Genomic DNA, 16,907 nt, shown 5'->3' with positions numbered 1-16,907 from the left:
CTTAGATTTTGTCTTGCCCGATCATTCAAAGCTCATGGATCTGTGGGTACTGCTCGAACAGCTCGCGCATATCGCCCAGGGCCTGGCGCAGTTTGGCCTCGGAACACTCGGCACCCACGCACAAGCGCACCGCGCGCGGTCGCGGTGTGCCGCGCACGAGGAACGGCTCCGGCGGCGTGACCGCAATCTGCCTGCGGCGCAAGGCCCGCACCAGGCTGTCCACCTCCCAGCGCTCGGGAATGTTCAGCCACGCGCCCAATGCATGGGGATGCTGACCGCGCAGATAGTCACCCAGGTACTCGCGCAACAGGGCCTGGCGCTCGCCCAGCAACGTACGCTGCAACTCCACCAACTGCGCCGCACGCCCGTCGTTGATCCAGCGCGAGGCGATCTCCGCCACCAATGGCGTGGCCATCCAGCTGTTCACCCGCAGGATGCTCTCGGTGCGCAACGCCAGGCGCTTGGGCATGGCCAGGTAACCCACGCGCAAGCCGGTGAGCACCGACTTGGTCATGCTGGTGCAATAGAACGACAGCTCCGGTGCATACGTGCTCAGTGGCCGTGCATGCTGGCCACCGAGCAACGGCCCGTACACATCGTCTTCGATGATGTGCACGCCAAAGCGCCGGGCGATCTCTGCGATCTCCCGGCGCCGGCTGTCAGGCATCAGGCTGACGGTCGGGTTGTTGAGGTTGGGGGTGCACACCAGCGCCGTCACCCGCTCGTTGCTGCAGATATCCTCGAAATGCTCCGGATCGATCCCCTCGCGGTCCATCTCCAGGCCCTTGAGCGTGAAGCCGAGCACTTGCGAGTTGCCGATCACGCCATGGTCGGTCAAGCCTTCGCAGAGCACCACATCGTCCGGCCCGGCCAGCGATGCCAAGGCCAGGAAAATGCCATGGGCCGCACCGTTGGTCACCAGCACATCGTCATGCTCGACCTGCATTCCCAGGCCATCGAGCCAGCGCACCGCCGCCTCGCGGTGGCTCTGGAAACCGGCGATCGGCCGGTAGGCGTGGATCCATGGCTGCTCCTCCTCCACGGCCAGCTCAGCGCAGGTGTCACGCCAGATGCGCTCGTGCACTTGGGTATGCAGGATGCGGGTGATGGAAAAATCGACCAGGGTGCGTTCAGGGAGGTCGATGATGTCATCCGACACACGGTCACTCATGCGCCGGCTGACGAAACTGCCGCGGCCAATCTCGCAGCGCACCAGGCCCTGACGCTCCAGTTCCTTGTAGGCATTGGTCACGGTCTGCACGCTGATACCCAAGGCATCGGCCACCTGGCGCTGCGGCGGCAGGCGCTGGTCGTGCACCAGCACGCCACGCTCGATCTCGCTGGTAACCGCCTGGACCAGGATCTTGTACTTGGACTCGCCGATGCGGGCGGCGTCGAGGGCTGCCTTCCAACTGTGCATCATGATGTTCGTTTCGCTTGCGGGGGCCGGGGTGACAGCATCACCCCTGCAGACCACCGAGGCAATTGTCCTAGTGCAATGCCATCGCGGTTGCAGCTTTTGTATGCTCGGTCCAAGGTCGAACCCACGCTGCCCGACAGCACGAACAAACGACCCACCCTGCTTTCGCTGTTTTGCTCCACTGCCTCCTAACACAGAGCCGTCGGTGACGGTTTTTATAACAAACAGGAGATTCATTGATGAGCCAGCCCTTCAACGTTCCACGCCTGCTGCAATCCGTGCTGGTGGCCTGTACCACCCTCGGCGTGCTCGCCAGCGCCCAGGCCGCCAGCCTGGACGAGATCAAGGAAAACAGCCGCATCCGCATCGGTTACGCCAACGAAACTCCGTTCGCCTACACCGAGACCGATGGCCGGGTCACCGGCGAGTCACCGGAAATCGCCAAGGTCATCTTCGAGAAGATGGGCATCAAGCAGGTCGATGGCGTGCTCACCGAGTGGGGCTCGCTGATCCCGGGCCTGCGCGCCGGGCGCTTCGACGTGATTGCCGCGGGCATGTACATCACCCCCGCCCGTTGCAAGCAGGTGATCTTCACTGACCCGCAATACGCCTTGCCCGACACCCTGCTGGTGGCCCAGGGCAACCCGAAGAACCTGCACAGCTATGCCGACATCGCCAAGAACCCCGAGGTGAAGCTGGCGATCATGGCGGGCACGGTCAACCTGGCCTATGCCCGCGACTCAGGCATCAAGGACGCACAGATCCTCCAGGTACCGGACACCACAGCCCAACTGCAAGCCGTGCGCGCCGGCCGCGCCGACGCTGCGGTGGGCACCCAGCTGACCATGAAAGGGCTGGCCAGAAAAGGGGGCGACAAGGTCGAGGCAATCGCCGACTTCACCGATGACCCCGCCCACACCGGCTATGGCGCACTGGCTTTCCGGCCCGAGGACAAGGCCCTGCGCGACGCGGTCAACGCCCAGATGAAGCAGTGGCTGGGCAGCGAGGAGCACCTCAAGACCGTCGCGCCATTTGGCTTCGACCGCTCCAACGTGACCGACAAGACCGCCGCCGAGCTCTGTGCCCAGCAGTGAATCGAGGTGGCATGGCGCTTGCCGTGCCATTCCCTGTGTAATCCGATTATTCAGGTCGAACCATGGGTGAATTGATACCGTTGTTACTGCAAGGCGCCTGGATCACTGTCCAGATCACCTTCTTCGGCTCGCTGCTGGCTATCGTCGCCGCGATCCTCGCCGCGCTCGGCCGGCGCTCGTCATGGCGAGCGTTGAGCTGGCTGTGCGTGGCCTACATCGAACTGTTCCGTGGCACCTCGTTGCTGGTGCAGTTGTTCTGGCTGTTCTTCGTCCTGCCGTTGCCGCCGTTCAACCTGGAGCTCAGTGCCTACACGGTGGCGATCGTCGGCCTCGGGCTGCATATCGGTGCCTACGGCGCTGAAGTGATGCGCGGCGCGATCAGCTCGGTGGCCAAAGGGCAATATGAAGCCTGCACCGCACTGAACATGCCCGCCTCCACACGCTTTCGCCGGGTCATTCTGCCCCAGGCATTGCTGGCGGCCATCGCCCCAGGCACCAACTTGCTGATCGAGCTGCTCAAGAACACCTCGCTTGTGTCGTTGATCACCCTGTCGGACCTGAGCTTCCGCGCTCGCCAACTGGACCAGGCGACCTTTCAGACCCTGGAAATCTTCAGCCTCACGCTGCTGCTGTACTTCGTGCTGGCGCAGGTCATCAACTTCCTCATGCGCAGGGTCGAACGGCGCTTGAGCCGTGGCCGCCTGCGGGGGAGCCTGTCATGAATGTCTGGGACTGGAACTATGTCGTGCAGATTCTGCCGGATCTGCTGCAGGCGTCGCTGAAAACGCTGGGCATCACCGTGGTCGGCTTCCTGATTGCAGTGGTCCTTGGGCTGTTCCTGGCCATTGCCCGGCGCAGTCGCCAGGCCTGGCTGTCGTGGCCGGTGGCGTTGCTGATCGAGTTCATCCGCAGCACGCCACTGCTGATCCAGGTGTACTTCCTCTACTACGTGCTGCCCAACTACGGGGTCAACATGACCGCCATGCAGGCCGGCATCATCGGCATTGGCCTGCACTACGCCTGCTACCTGGCCGAGGTCTACCGCGCAGGCCTCGATTCGGTGGCGCGCAGCCAGTGGGAAGCGGTGATCGCCCTGAACTTCGCCCCCTGGACGGCCTACCGGGCGATCATCCTGCCCCAGGCGATCCGGCCGATCCTGCCACCGCTGGGCAATTACCTGATCGCCATGCTCAAGGACACTCCGGTGCTGTCGGCCATCACCGTGGTGGAAATCATGCAGCAGGCCAAGAACGTCGGTTCCGAAAGCTTCCGCTACCTGGAGCCTATCACCCTGGTCGGTCTGTTCTTCCTGGCCCTGAGCGTCGCTCTGGCCTACCTCGTTCGGCGCCTTGAAGTGCGCCTGGAGCTCCGCTGATGATTGCGCCTGTGACCCACCTCGCCACTGCCACCACTCCGCTTGCGCGGGACACCAGCATGCCCTCCCCGGCCATCGCCCAACCGATCGTCAGCTTCAAGGACGTGACCAAACGCTACGGCAGTTTCACCGTGCTCGACGGCCTGAATCTCAACGTCGCACCCGGCGAGAAGGTGGCGATCATCGGCCCCAGCGGCTCGGGCAAGTCGACCTTGCTGCGGGTGCTGATGACCCTGGAAGGGATCGACCAAGGCATGATCGAAGTCGATGGCGAATCGCTCACCCACATGCCCGGGCGCAACGGCGCACTGGTGGCCGCCAGCGAGCGCCATGTGCGCAAGGTGCGGGCGAAGATCGGCATGGTGTTCCAGAGCTTCAACCTGTTCCCGCACATGAGTGCCTTGCAGAACGTGATCGAGGCGCCGGTCCAGGTGCTGGGCGTCAAGCCGGCCGAGGCGCGCGAGCGTGCTGCCGAACTGCTGGAAATGGTCGGCCTGGGCAACAAGTTCGATCACTACCCGTCGCAGTTGTCAGGCGGCCAGCAACAGCGTGTGGCCATAGCCCGGGCGCTGGCGATGCGGCCAAAGGTGATGCTGTTCGACGAAGTGACCTCGGCGCTGGACCCGGAACTGTGTGGCGAGGTGCTGAACGTGATTCGTCGCTTGGGCAGCGAGCACAACCTGACCATGCTGATGGTGACGCACCAGATGGGCTTTGCCCGGGAGTTCGCTGACCGAGTGTGCTTCTTCTATAAAGGCCAGATTCATGAACAGGGGACGCCAGCGCAGATTTATGAAAACCCGCAACAGGAGCGTACCCGGGCCTTCTTGAGCGCAGTGCGTGAGGCCAACTGAACGAAGATCTCCGTTCCAAGCCAGTGAGCGATCGAGTTTTGCCGTTACTTGATCGCTTGCTTGAACGGTTGAAGGTGACAGCCAGCACATTGGTTTACAAATTCCTGAACTAATTATTTCCCCCCAGCGATTTTTCCCCCCCGCACGTCCCACCAGAATCGCCTCAACACAATCACAATAACCGTGAGGCCACTCCCGTGGACCAGACACTCCAGGTACGGCAGGCCGCTGCCGACCTCGTCGCCGCCTTTGCCAGCAACGACACCGCCCGCTACTTCGCCTGTTTCAGCGAAGACGCCACCTTCCTCTTCCACACCTTGCCGCAACCGCTGCTGTCACGCCGCGCCTATGAAGAACTCTGGGCCCAATGGCAGGCCGAGGGTTTCGCCGTACTCGGCTGCAAATCGAGCAACGTGCAGGTGAGCCTGCAAGGCGACGTGGCGATTTTCATGCACGATGTGGCCACGCACATCCGCATCGCCGGCGAGGAACACCTGCTCAACGAACGCGAGACCATCGTCTTCCGCCACCAAGGCGAGCGCTTGCTGGCGTGCCACGAGCACCTGTCGGTCGTCAGCGCAACCTGATCATCCTTTTACGCGGCCTTGCCGCCCTGCCAACGCACCCACAATAGGGCCCGTGCACCGCACCGGCCTACAACTAACGCGCTGGAGCATCACCATGAGCCACTCGACCGGTATCGAGACCAACGGCGTCGAACAGATCCCCGACGATCAACGCGACGCCTCCCCGCTTGACCTGTTCCGCCTGATCTTCGGCGGCGCCAACACCTTTGCCACCGCCGTGCTGGGGAGCTTCCCGGTACTGTTCGGGCTGTCGTTCCAGGCCGGGGTCTGGGCGATTCTGCTCGGGGTCGGCGTTGGCGCGCTGATCCTGGCGCCCATGGGCCTGTTCGGTGCGCTCAACGGCACCAACAACGCCGTGTCGTCCGGCGCCCACTTCGGCGTGCACGGGCGTATCGTCGGCTCGTTCCTGTCGCTGCTAACCGCCGTGGCGTTCTTCTCGCTGTCGGTGTGGAGCTCCGGCGATGCCTTGGTCGGCGGAGCCAAGCGCCTGGCCGGGTTGCCGGAAACCGACCTGACCCTGGGCCTGGCCTACGGCCTGTTCGCCGTGCTGGTGCTGGTGGTGTGCATCTTCGGCTTCCGCTTCATGCTGTGGGTCAACAAGATCGCCGTATGGGCTTCGAGCCTGCTGTTCCTGTTGGGCATCTTCGCCTTCGCCGGGCCATTCGACGCCGGTTACGCCGGTAGCGTCAACCTCGGCCAGGCCGGCTTCTGGGCAGCCTTCGTCGGCGCGGCGATCCTGGCCATGAGCAACCCGGTGTCGTTCGGCGCCTTCCTCGGCGACTGGTCGCGCTACATCCCGCGCCAGACACCCAAGGCCCGCATCATGCTGGCGGTGATCGCCGCCCAGGCCGCCACGCTGATCCCGTTCCTGTTCGGCCTGTGCACCGCCACCCTGGTGGCCAGCCAGGCACCGGACTACATCGCGGCCAACAACTACGTCGGTGGCCTGCTGGCCGTGGCGCCGAGCTGGTTCTTCCTGCCGGTGTGCCTGATTGCGGTGATCGGCGGCATGTCCACCGGCACCACCGCGCTGTACGGCACCGGGCTGGACATGTCCAGTGTGTTCCCGCGCCTGCTCAGCCGCGCCGGCGCCACCCTGCTGATCGGCGTGCTGGCCATCGGTTTCATCTTCATCGGCCGCTTCACTTTCAACCTGGTGCAGAGCGTGTCGACCTTCGCCGTGCTGATCATCACCTGCACCAGCCCGTGGATGGTGATCATGATTCTCGGCCTCATCACCCGCCGCGGCTTCTACCACGCCGACGACCTGCAGGTGTTCACCCGTGGCCAGCGCGGTGGCCACTACTGGTTCCTGCACGGCTGGAACTGGCGCGGCATGGGCGCGTGGATCCCCAGCGCGGTGGTCGGCCTGTGCTTCGTCAACCTGCCGGGGCAATTCGTCGGCCCGCTCGGCGACCTGGCCGGCGGTATCGACCTGAGCCTGCCGGTCACCCTGGGCCTGGCCGGCGCGCTTTACCTGCTGCTGCTCAACCTGTTCCCCGAACCTGCTGGCGTGTATGGCCCCAACGGCCCGCGTTGGGTGCGCTGCAAAAGCACCCAGCACACGCCCGTGACCTCTGCCGAAATGGCCTGACTGGAAACTGACCATGACCACTTCCCACTACATCGCTGGCCGCTGGGTCGAAGGCCAAGGCACTGACTGCATCAGCGTCAACGACCCGGCCCTGGGCCTGCCTTTTGCCGAACTGATGGCCGCGAGCGTTGCCCAGGTCGACCAGGCCGTGGCGGCTGCCCGCGATGCCCTGCCGACCTGGAAAGCCCTCACCGCCAGCACCCGCGCAGCGTTCCTGCGAGGCTTTGCCGAGCAGCTCGGCCAACGCCGCGAAGCACTGATCGCCCTACAGATGCGCAACAATGGCAAGCCGCGTCACGAGGCCGAAATCGACCTGGACGACGCCATCGCCACCTTCGCCTACTACGCCGAGCTGGCCGAGCAGCTACCTGAAAAGAACCGTGAAGTGCCCCTGGCCGCCCCCGGTTTCACCGCCCGTACCCGCCTGGAGCCGGTGGGCGTGGTCGGCCTGATCGTGCCGTGGAACTTCCCGCTGGTGACCAGCGCCTGGAAACTCGCCCCGGCCCTGGCCGCAGGCTGCACCGTGGTGCTCAAGCCCTCGGAAGTCACCCCGCTGATCGAGCAGGCCTACGGCCAGATCGCCGACACCTTGGGCCTGCCGGCCGGCGTGCTGAACATCGTCAACGGCAAGGCCGAGACCGGCGCCGCCCTGAGCAGCCACAACGGCCTGGACAAGCTGTCGTTCACCGGCAGCAACAACGTCGGCAGCCAAGTGATGCGCAGCGCTTCGGCGCAGTGCCGGCCGGTGACCCTGGAGTTGGGTGGCAAGTCGGCGATCGTGGTGTTCGACGATTGCGACGTCGACCAAGCGGTGGAGTGGATCGTCGCCGGCATCACCTGGAATGCCGGGCAGATGTGCTCGGCCACCTCGCGCCTGCTGGTGCAAGATGGAATTGCCGACGCGCTGCTGCCACGCTTGCAACAGGCGCTGGAAAAGCTACGCGTGGGCAACCCGCTAAGCGAAGACGTGGACATGGGGCCGCTGACCAGCCAGGCGCAATGGCTGAAGGTGGCCGGCTATTTCGCCACCGCTCGCGAAGAAGGCCTGCAGTGCCTGGCCGGCGGCAAGGCGCTGGACCGCGAGGGCTGGTTCGTCAGCCCGACACTGTATGTCGATGTGCCTGTGGATAGCCGCCTGTGGAGCGAAGAGATCTTCGGCCCGGTGTTGTGCGCGCGTCGTTTCTCGACAGAAGCGCAGGCCATTGCCGAAGCCAACGACAGCCGCTTCGGCCTGGTTGCCACTGTCTGCTCAGCCGATCTGGAACGTGCCGAGCGCGTGGCCGATGCGCTGGAGGTCGGGCATGTGTGGATCAACTCGGTGCAGGCGGTGTTCGTCGAGACCTCGTGGGGCGGCACAAAGGGCAGCGGGATCGGGCGAGAGCTCGGGCCTTGGGGGTTGTCGGGGTACCTGTCGGTGAAACATGTGACTCGCTGCCTGGGCTGAGGTGCGCAGGGGGGCCGCTTTGCGGCCCTATCGCCGGCAAGCCGGCTCCCACAGAAAATCGACAGTGCTGCGGAGAGCTCGGGCATTGGGGTTGTCGGGTACCTGTTGGTGAAGCATGTGACCCGCTACCTCGGCTGAGGAGCGCAGGGGGGCCGCTTTGCGGCCCTATCGCCGGCAAGCCGGCTCTCATCAAACAAAATGCAACCCACTGATTTATAAGCACCTCAAGCAGCCACAAGCTGAAAACCCAGTTTTCGGGCTTTGCGAAGCAAAGCCCGAAGCTGTCGGTCTTGGCTACGGGCTTCAAACTCATCAAGACCTTGCTCCACATAAGCCTGTTTCTTGGTGAGCATTTACGAGGTAGACGTCAAAGCCACGTTCGCTGAGGATTTCGTAAATCGGAATCCAATAAACGCCAGGTCATCAGTAAAAGACGTGAATGACCGGACAGAGTCGTCGTGCCGAGGGTCGACTGCGACAAAGTGTTCTCGGCCGCCGACATCGATCGCCGCACAATCGGGGTGAACGATGGTGAAGCGTTGCTTGGAAGGCTTGCGCGCCATAATGAATCCTCGCAGGATAAAGGGCGCGCGGGGCACACGGTGGCGAAAGGGTTCACTCTCTCATACGTGGTCACAGCTGAATCAGCTGATGCCTACAGGGACTTCACGCCGATACCGTGCGGATCACTCTCCCACACGGGTGTGCTCGACACACACCAGTGCTGGCTAGGATCTCTGTCCCGCGCGCTCGAACCCTAACAAAGCAAAAGGCGGCTGGCCCTATGGGGCCAGCCGCCTTTTCTTTTTCAAAATGTCAGCGCCACTGCAAGTCTGAAGTCATGCGTCTCATGTTTGCTGCGCGACAGCGCAGCCCGGAAGGGCTGGGTGATCTCCCACAGAAATAGACAGTGCTGCGGTCATTGTGGGAGAGCTCGGGCCTTGGGGTTGTCGGGGTACCTGTCGGTGAAGCATGTGACTCGCTGCCTGGGCTGAGGAGCGCAGGGGGGCCGCTTTGCGGCCCTATCGCCGGCAAGCCGGCTCCCACAGAAATAGACAGTACTGCGGTCATTGTGGGAGCCGGCTTGCCGGCGATGGGCGTTACGCCGGCTCGTCAGCCGGGCGCGAGCCTTCCTGCACCAGCACCATGCTCTGCGGCGAAGACAGGGAGATGCCCTCGTCGCGCAACTGGCCGAGGATGGTGAACAGCAGGTCGCTGCGCGCCCCCGACACCTGCCGCGGCCCGGCCACGTAACCACTGACGCCGATCACCATGCCAGCGCTGGTCAGGTCCTTGAAGGTCACCGACGGCGACGGCGCATCCAGCACCGCCTCATGCTCGTGGTAAGCCTTGAGCAACACCTCGCGTACACGGTTGGCATCGGTCTCCAGCGGCAAGGTCAGGGTAATGCCGACCACACCCAGAGCATTGCCCATGGTCACGTTGCGCACGTTCTGCGAGATGAACTGCGAGTTGGGCACGATCACCGTGGAGCGGTCGGACATCTGGATTTCGGTGGCACGCACGTTGATACGGCGAATGTCACCCTCTACGCCGGCCAGGCTGACCCAGTCGCCCACCTTGACCGGGCGCTCGGTGAGCAGGATCAGGCCGGAAATGAAGTTCTGCACGATCTGCTGCAAGCCGAAACCGATACCGACCGACAGCGCACTGACCACCCAGGTCAGGCTGGTCAGGTTGATACGCAGGGTCGACATCACCAGCATGGCCAGGAACAGGAAGCCCAGGTAACCCACAAGGGTCACCAGCGAGGCTCGCATGCCCGCGTCCATGTCGGTTTCCGGCAGCAAACGCTCGCTCAGCCAGCGCTTGAGCACGCGTATGGCGAACAGCCCGCCAAAGAAGATCGCCACGGCCAGCAGAATGTCCTGGGGCACGATATTCAAGTTGCCGAGCAGCTTGCCCCCCGTGCCATCCCAGTCGCCCAGGCTTACCAGCAGCTCGCTGGGGCTGGTGCCCGAAGGCATGAGCGCCAGCAACACGGCGAGGAACAGCAGCACGGTACGGCCGATGCCGGTCAGTATGGTGCTGGCCTGCGCCTGGTGGCGGGGCGCCAGGCCCAGTGTTGCAGCCAGTGCCAGGCCTCCGGGCTGACGGGGCGAGAGCAAGGTTTCGCACAGGTCGCTGAGGAACGTGGTCAACAGGTAGGCACAGGTGGCTACCACGCTGACCCACAACAGCTTGGCCGTCAGGAAGTAGGCCAGGGTCAGGTAGCCGGTCAACAGCGCCAGCACGATCAGCGCCACCCATACCACGATCACGAACGGGATCAACCCAGCCAGGCCGGTGGGGCGATCCAGTTCATGCTTGCGCAAGGTGCGACGGTAGCGCACCAACGCCGCCGAGAAGATCACCGCCACTACCAGTGCGGTCAGGCCGTTGGTTGCCACGGTCAGTGCCAGGCTGGTGCCGATCACGCTGTTGATGCGCTCCATGGTCAACATCACCATCAGCGCCAGGGCCAGCAGCTTGGGGAACCAGCCCAGGGCGCTGGCCACTTCGTCAGCGATCGGCGGCAGGCGCCAGGACGGGCGCTGCAGCATCAGCATGGCGCGGCCCAGGCCGGAGATGAAGGCACTGAACACCACCAAGGTGAGGAAGTGGTTGGTCAGGCTGGCGATGTCGGACCCAAGCTCCGAACTATTTTCCAGGCCCCAGCGCAGCATCGACACGGAGCCGGCGATGGTACCCAGGGTGGCCAGGCTCACGCTCAAGGCCAGTGCGCTGCGGCGCAGGCGCCCTTCGGGCAACCAGCGGATCATCGCATCGGCCAACAACCGTTCGAGCACCCGGCGCACCAAGGTCCAGACCAGGATCGCCGCTACCAGGCTGGCGATGAAGAACCACCTATGCTCGGCACTGAAGGCACTGGCCAAGGCATCGGCCGCCTCGCCGCGCAGGTCGCGCAGGCGTATCACGTCTTCATCGGTAGGGCGAATCAGCGATTGCCAGAAGGCCGGGGTCAGCGGGCTGGTGGCGCGGCTGGTGACCTGCGAGTTGAACTGGCTGCGGCGCAGGTTGACGATCTGCGTCGACAGGTCGCGGGCCGACTGGGTCAGCTTGGCAGCCTGCTCCTGCTCGGCAAGTACTGCCTTCTTTTCGGCTTCAAGTTGTTTGCGCTGCTGGGTCAGGCTCTGGGCTTCGTCCGGCTGCACCGGGCCGATGACCTTGAGCTTGTCGTCCAGTTTTTCCGCATCGGCCGTGCGCAGGGCGCTCAAGGCGTCTGCCTGGCGCTGCACCTGCACGGCGGCCAAGCGCAATTGCGACAACAGGTCGTCGTTGGCATTGCTGGTCACACCCTGGCGGATCTGGTCGAGCCGGTCGTTCAACTGCTCGTAGCTGGCGTTTTCATCCAGTACGGGCAGCTCGGCAGCGGCCAGGCTGGACACCGGTGCGGCCGGAGCCGACCAGGCCGGGCTGGCCATCGCCAGCATCAGGGCCATTACAGCCAGGTAAAATCGGGCAAGGCAGTGGCGCCTCATCGAATGTTCCTCTTTACATTTCGATCAGGCGGTGGATTCTACGCGGCTTGTGACGATCCGAAGAGTGCCGTTTCTCGCAACAATCCTGCGAAAAGATGTAGCCCTCCGATCGGGCCAGCGCTGGCTTCAGTCAGCCACTGCCCGCAGCTTGCCCACCCGGCGGTACGACTGACGGGCAAAGCACACGAACAGCCCTGCCATGATCGCCAGCGCCATCGGCAAACCATGCGGCGCCACATCCATCGCCGCACCACTGATCAACGGCCCGATCAGGCTGCCAACGCCCCACAGCAGGCCGACGCTGGCATTGGCCGTGACCAGGTCCTGGCCTTTGAAGCGCTGCCCGATCAACACCAGCGCCAAGGTGTAGATAGCCCCCGCCACCGCACCGAGCACCACCAGCAGGGGCCACAGCAGCCAGGTCATGTGCAGCAACCAGGGCAAGGCGATACCGATCGCCATTGCCGCCAGCCCGCACACCAGGTGCAACCCGGTGCGCTCGACCCGGTCGGCCAGCCAGCCCAACGGCAGCTGGAAGACCATGTCACCGGCGAACACCACCGTTACCATCAGCGCCGCCACACCCACGGCAAAGCCATGGCTGGTGGCATAGACCGGCAGCAGCGAGAGCACCACCGCATCGAAGAACGAGAAGAACAGCACCGCCACGCACAGCGCCGGCGCCACCCGGAAGAAGCCCGCCAGGCCGAAGCTTTTCTCGCCTTCATCTCCATGTTCGACATGGTCGTTGGGCACCGTGAACAGTATGCACAGCAGGGCCAGGCCGTAGCAGAGCGTCACCACGCCGGTAATCCACGGGCTGTCGGCACCCAGCAGCGCCAGCAATGCCGGGCCGAGTACTTGAAAGCCGGTGAAGCTGGTCGCATACAGGGCCATGATCTTGCCGCGATTGTGGTCCGGGCACAGTTCGTTGACCCACGACTCGCCGAGGATGATGGCGATACCCATGCCGATGCCCAGCCCCAGGCGCAGCACGGCCAGCAGCCAGAGCGAATCGAATGCCGACTCCAGCAGGGCGATGCTGACGGTGCACAAGCTGAAGCACAGCAGGTAGATGGTGCGCCGGGTCAGTAGGCGACAGCAGGCATCTACCATGAACGCCGAGAGCATCATGCCCGCGGCGGGGATGGCCGAGATGATGCCGATTTCCAGGGTGCCGGCTCCGGCTTCGTGCAGACGCAACGACACCAACGGCAGGCTGGCCCCCAGACTGAAGCCGACGACCGAGACGGCGAACAGAAGGCCCGCCAGCAAACGCATGTTCATGTACCACTCCAAGCAAAACCGAAAAGACGCACAGATACAGGCGCCCACGCGCACGCCGGGACGGCGGACGACGCAGAGGCGCGGTCAGTTCAGGGCAAGGTGTGGCGAAAAGGTGAAGGCAAACAGCACGCTGCGCCGACGCTTGAGCACCGTGTCGCTCGGCCACGCGCGACGCATCGCCTGGAGGGCAGGCTGGCGGGCATGGGGGAGGCTCTGGGTACGGCGCATTGCTTGGGTTACTACGCAGGTGGGAAAAAAGAGGCGGCACTCTAGGCCAAGGCAGGTTGAGTCGTCAATCGCCGGGGCCGCTGCGCGACCCAATCGCCGGCAAGCCGGCTCCCACAGAGAATCTGCAGGGCTGCTGAATTCCTGCCTCTAACAGAAAAGTCGCCAGCACTGCTGAATTCCTGCTTCTAACAGAAAAGTCGGCAGCGCTACCAAATTCCTGCCTCTAACAGAAAAGTCGGCAGCGCTGCTGAATTACTGTGGGAGCCGGCTTGCCGGCGATTGGGCTGCATAGCAGCCCCTAAAATCTCACCGCTTCCCGGTTTTAGGCAGAAACACCGCCAACAACCCGAACAACGGCAGGAACGAGCACAACCCATACACGTATTCGATACCGCGCAAGTCCGCCAGGTAACCCAGCAACGCCGCGCCAATACCCCCGAAGCCAAACATCAGCCCGAAGAAAATCCCGGCGATCATGCCCACACTGCCCGGCACCAGCTCCTGCGCATACACCACGATCGCCGAAAACGCCGACGCCAGGATGAAGCCGATCACCACACTGAGCACGGTGGTCCAGAACAGGTCGGCATAGGGCAGCGCCAGGGTGAATGGCGCCACGCCCAGGATCGAGAACCAGATCACCGCCTTACGCCCGATGCGGTCACCGATGGGCCCGCCAAAGAACGTACCGGCGGCCACCGCGCCGAGGAACAGGAACAGGTGCAACTGCGAACTGGCCACCGACAGGTCGAACTTTTCGATCAAGTAGAAGGTGAAGTAGCTGGTGAAGCTGGCCATGTAGAAGTATTTGGAGAACACCAGCAGGCCCAGCACGATCAAGGCCGCGATCACCCGCTGGCGGGAAAGGCCATGGGTGGCCTGAACGGCTTTACGCGCCTTGGCCTGGTTGAGGTGTTCCTTGTACCAGCGGCGCAACATCAGGGTGACGGCGAAGAAGAACAGCCCGGCCACGCCGAACCAGGCCACGTGGGTCTGGCCGAAGGGGATGACGATGGCCGCCGCAAGCAGGGGGCCGAAGGCGGAGCCGGCGTTGCCACCGACCTGGAAGGTCGATTGCGCCAGGCCGAAGCGCCCACCCGAGGCCAGCCGCGCGATCCGCGAAGTCTCCGGGTGGAACGTCGACGAACCGATACCCACCAGCGCCGAAGCCAGCAAGATCATCGGGAAACTGCCGACGAAGGCCAGCATGACGATGCCCACCAGCGTGCACAAGGTGCCAAGCGGCAGCAGATTCGGTGTCGGCCTACGGTCGGTGAAGAAGCCGACCCAGGGCTGCAACAGGGAAGCGGTGATCTGAAAGGTCAGGGTAATCAGGCCGATCTGAGCGAAGCTCAGGTCATAGTTGGCCTTGAGCATCGGGTAGATTGCCGGCAGCACCGACTGGATAAGGTCGTTGATCAGGTGCGCCAGGGCACAGAAGGCGATGATGCGCATCACCAGCGGGTTGGCTTGGCTCGCCGAACCGGTGCTGGCGGAGGAGGTGCTGCTGATGGCCATGGGCTTGAGTTCCGTCCGCAGGTTTGGGATCCGATTATCGGGAAACAAATAGATACATAGCTACCTTTTTTCTCTCCAGCGCCACGTACTTGCAAATGGTTCTCAATATATTTAGCATCCCATCACCACATTCCCCCGTAATCGTTGGGCGAAACCGCCCTTACGCGAGCACACCGACCCATGAGCCCGATGCCCGCCACGCAGATTCAGGCCGATCCCCAGCAGGAAGCTCTGGAATGGTTTTCACGCCTGCGCCAACCCGGCTGCGATGAACGCGAACGCCAGGCGTTCGCCCAGTGGTGCCAGGCCCCACACAATGCCCACGCCTATGCCGAGCTCGAAGCCTGCTGGCAGCAACTGCACGCGCCCCCTGCCCGACCACGACCGCGATTGATCCGGGTAAAGCGCAGCCGCCTGGGCCTCGCCATGGGTTTGCTGTTCCTGCTGTTGCTCGGCGCACTCGCCTATCTGTACTGGCCATTGATCCAGCGGCTGGGCAGCGAGTTGCACACCGATCCCGGTGAACGCCACAGCCTGCGCCTGGCCGATGGCTCGACCCTGCACCTGGACAGCGCCAGCGCAATGAATGTGGATTTGCGCGGGCGTACCCGCGTCCTGCAGTTGGTTCAGGGCCAGGTGCTTGTGGAGGTGAAGCTCGACGGCCGCGCCATGGAGGTGCAGGTGGACGACGCGCGCATTCAGGTGTTTGGTACAAGCCTGATGGTGGCGCGCCACGCCGAGCATGACGAACTGGTGGTGCTCAACGGCAAAGCAATGATCGTTCAGGGCGCTGACCAACGCATGATCGCCGCTGGCGAACGCGTGGCCTTCAACGATGCGCGGATCGAGCCGGTGCAAAAGGCCGATGTAAAAACTGCGGACAGCTGGCGCTCGGGCCATCTGCGCGCCAGAGACATGCCCCTGGGCCAGGTCATCGAGCGCTTGGCCGGCTACCAGGGGCGGCGTGTGTGGTTCATGGACGAGCAGCCTGCTTACCGCCGCGTGAGCGGTGATTACAACCTCGACCGCCCCCGCGAAACCCTCGACGCCCTGGCTGCCGAGCATCAACTGCGGCTCTACGACGTACTCGGCTTGTGGCTGATCGTGCGCTAGAACCGGGCTCGGCCGCTAAGTTTTTGAAAGCGTGCAAATTTTTTTTGAAATGAGTGTTGACACAGGGTCATCACAAGGGAATAATGCGCGCCATCGGCTACATAGCTCAGTTGGTTAGAGCATAGCATTCATAATGCTGGGGTCCGGGGTTCAAGTCCCTGTGTAGCCACCAAACTTGAAAAGGGCTTACCGCAAGGTAAGCCCTTTTCTTTTGCCTGAAGAAAAGCTCAGCACACGCGGCACAACGAACGCAGCGACTACGAGCACTTCTACCTGTCGCTACAGGCCGCCAGCGCCGGCCTCGCTCACTTAGGTTTGACGCAGAACGACGACCCGGCACTGCCATCGCCGCCCCAGGTACGATAACCAGCCGTATCGATATGGATGCGCCCGGTCGGGTAGCGACCCAGGCCCATGTTCCAGGCCTGCCCGTATTGCTGCCAGAAGCGGCACAGCGGATTGGGGTCGGCCCAGCCCGGCAACAGGATGTCTACCGCGAAGGCCCGAGTATGGGCGCTGCCTACGGCACCGCCGGCGCAACGGTTCAGGTTCGGCTCACGATAGGCGGAAACCACTTCGAACTCGCGCAGGATGCCTTGGGTGTCGAGGGTCTTGAGCAGCGCCAGGGTCGAGCGTACTGCCGGCCAGTTGGCGGCTGGTGGTACGGCGAAGGGTGAAGCACTACACAGCTTCCAGTCGGACGCCGAGCGCAGCAGCTGATGAATCGGCACCACGCCATACAGGCGGGCATTCACCAGCATTTCGCGAAAAGGCCGGGTCTGATGGTCGCCGGCCCATTGCGCGAACATCCACAGATCACGCTCATCGGCCTGGGCCGTCCCTGCGAGCAACGCCACTGCCAACAGCCAACCTTTTGCACTTCTCATTCC

At 63.5% G+C, this 16,907-nt stretch carries 14 protein-coding genes, 1 tRNA gene and 1 pseudogene; 9 read left to right on the top strand and 7 right to left on the bottom strand.

Annotated features, from left to right (window positions below; genetic code table 11):
• Positions 1–25: 25 nt before the first annotated feature.
• On the bottom strand, positions 26–1,420 hold the full coding sequence (locus KU43P_RS03885) for a PLP-dependent aminotransferase family protein (protein WP_317661132.1): 1,395 nt from the start codon (positions 1,418–1,420) through the stop codon (positions 26–28).
• A 239-nt stretch (positions 1,421–1,659) separates the two neighbouring features.
• On the opposite strand from KU43P_RS03885, the gene ehuB reads away from it, so the two are divergent.
• From ehuB to KU43P_RS03850, 7 genes are all read left to right on the top strand, one after another.
• On the top strand, positions 1,660–2,514 hold the full coding sequence (ehuB, locus tag KU43P_RS03880; protein ID WP_317661131.1) for an ectoine/hydroxyectoine ABC transporter substrate-binding protein EhuB: 855 nt from the start codon (positions 1,660–1,662) through the stop codon (positions 2,512–2,514).
• A gap of 62 nt (positions 2,515–2,576) precedes the next feature.
• Positions 2,577–3,236, top strand: coding sequence for an ectoine/hydroxyectoine ABC transporter permease subunit EhuC (gene ehuC / locus KU43P_RS03875; protein WP_317661130.1), 660 nt, complete (start codon positions 2,577–2,579; stop codon positions 3,234–3,236).
• Positions 3,233–3,889 carry an ectoine/hydroxyectoine ABC transporter permease subunit EhuD gene (gene ehuD / locus KU43P_RS03870; protein ID WP_317661129.1) on the top strand — a complete coding sequence of 219 codons (657 nt, stop codon included), beginning with the start codon at positions 3,233–3,235 and terminating at the stop codon, positions 3,887–3,889. Before ehuC ends, ehuD begins: the two co-directional genes overlap by 4 nt.
• A gap of 59 nt (positions 3,890–3,948) precedes the next feature.
• Positions 3,949–4,743, top strand: coding sequence for an ectoine/hydroxyectoine ABC transporter ATP-binding protein EhuA (ehuA, locus tag KU43P_RS03865; protein ID WP_317663724.1), 795 nt, complete (start codon positions 3,949–3,951; stop codon positions 4,741–4,743).
• A gap of 197 nt (positions 4,744–4,940) precedes the next feature.
• The gene (locus tag KU43P_RS03860) at positions 4,941–5,330 is read left to right on the top strand and encodes a YybH family protein (RefSeq protein WP_317661128.1); all 390 of its coding nucleotides are present in this window, start codon (positions 4,941–4,943) and stop codon (positions 5,328–5,330) included.
• A gap of 94 nt (positions 5,331–5,424) precedes the next feature.
• Positions 5,425–6,924: a purine-cytosine permease family protein gene (locus tag KU43P_RS03855; protein ID WP_317661127.1), complete on the top strand. Its 1,500-nt coding sequence runs from the start codon at positions 5,425–5,427 to the stop codon at positions 6,922–6,924.
• Positions 6,925–6,937: 13 nt separating this feature from the next.
• Complete coding sequence (locus tag KU43P_RS03850; RefSeq protein ID WP_317661126.1) at positions 6,938–8,368, top strand: aldehyde dehydrogenase family protein; 1,431 nt, start codon at positions 6,938–6,940, stop codon at positions 8,366–8,368.
• Between the two features lie 315 nt (positions 8,369–8,683).
• Here KU43P_RS03850 and KU43P_RS03845 read toward each other — a convergent pair.
• From KU43P_RS03845 to KU43P_RS03825, 5 genes and pseudogenes are all read right to left on the bottom strand, one after another.
• Positions 8,684–8,931, bottom strand: a pseudogene (locus KU43P_RS03845) (IS110 family transposase); the annotation flags it as partial.
• A 537-nt stretch (positions 8,932–9,468) separates the two neighbouring features.
• On the bottom strand, positions 9,469–11,871 hold the full coding sequence (locus KU43P_RS03840; protein WP_317661125.1) for a DUF3772 domain-containing protein: 2,403 nt from the start codon (positions 11,869–11,871) through the stop codon (positions 9,469–9,471).
• Positions 11,872–11,997: 126 nt separating this feature from the next.
• Entirely contained in the window at positions 11,998–13,158 is a 1,161-nt protein-coding gene (locus KU43P_RS03835; protein WP_317661124.1) for an MFS transporter, read from the bottom strand.
• An 84-nt stretch (positions 13,159–13,242) separates the two neighbouring features.
• On the bottom strand, positions 13,243–13,386 hold the full coding sequence (locus tag KU43P_RS03830) for a hypothetical protein (RefSeq protein ID WP_176512188.1): 144 nt from the start codon (positions 13,384–13,386) through the stop codon (positions 13,243–13,245).
• A gap of 306 nt (positions 13,387–13,692) precedes the next feature.
• Positions 13,693–14,904: an MFS transporter gene (locus KU43P_RS03825; RefSeq protein ID WP_317661123.1), complete on the bottom strand. Its 1,212-nt coding sequence runs from the start codon at positions 14,902–14,904 to the stop codon at positions 13,693–13,695.
• 180 nt (positions 14,905–15,084) lie between these two features.
• Between KU43P_RS03825 and KU43P_RS03820 the strand changes: the two genes are divergently transcribed.
• On the top strand, positions 15,085–16,017 hold the full coding sequence (locus tag KU43P_RS03820) for a FecR family protein (protein ID WP_317661122.1): 933 nt from the start codon (positions 15,085–15,087) through the stop codon (positions 16,015–16,017).
• Positions 16,018–16,112: 95 nt separating this feature from the next.
• Positions 16,113–16,189, top strand: a tRNA-Met gene (locus tag KU43P_RS03815).
• Between the two features lie 133 nt (positions 16,190–16,322).
• Here the strand turns inward: KU43P_RS03815 and KU43P_RS03810 are convergent.
• Entirely contained in the window at positions 16,323–16,904 is a 582-nt protein-coding gene (locus KU43P_RS03810) for a D-Ala-D-Ala carboxypeptidase family metallohydrolase (RefSeq protein ID WP_317661121.1), read from the bottom strand.
• Between the last annotated feature and the right edge of the window lie 3 nt (positions 16,905–16,907).

The organism is Pseudomonas sp. KU43P (genome assembly GCF_033095865.1).
In the GTDB taxonomy this organism is placed as follows: Bacteria; Pseudomonadota; Gammaproteobacteria; order Pseudomonadales; family Pseudomonadaceae; genus Aquipseudomonas.
The sequence above is the reverse complement of the archived record's forward strand: the minus strand, read 5'-3'. Positions and strand labels throughout refer to the sequence as shown.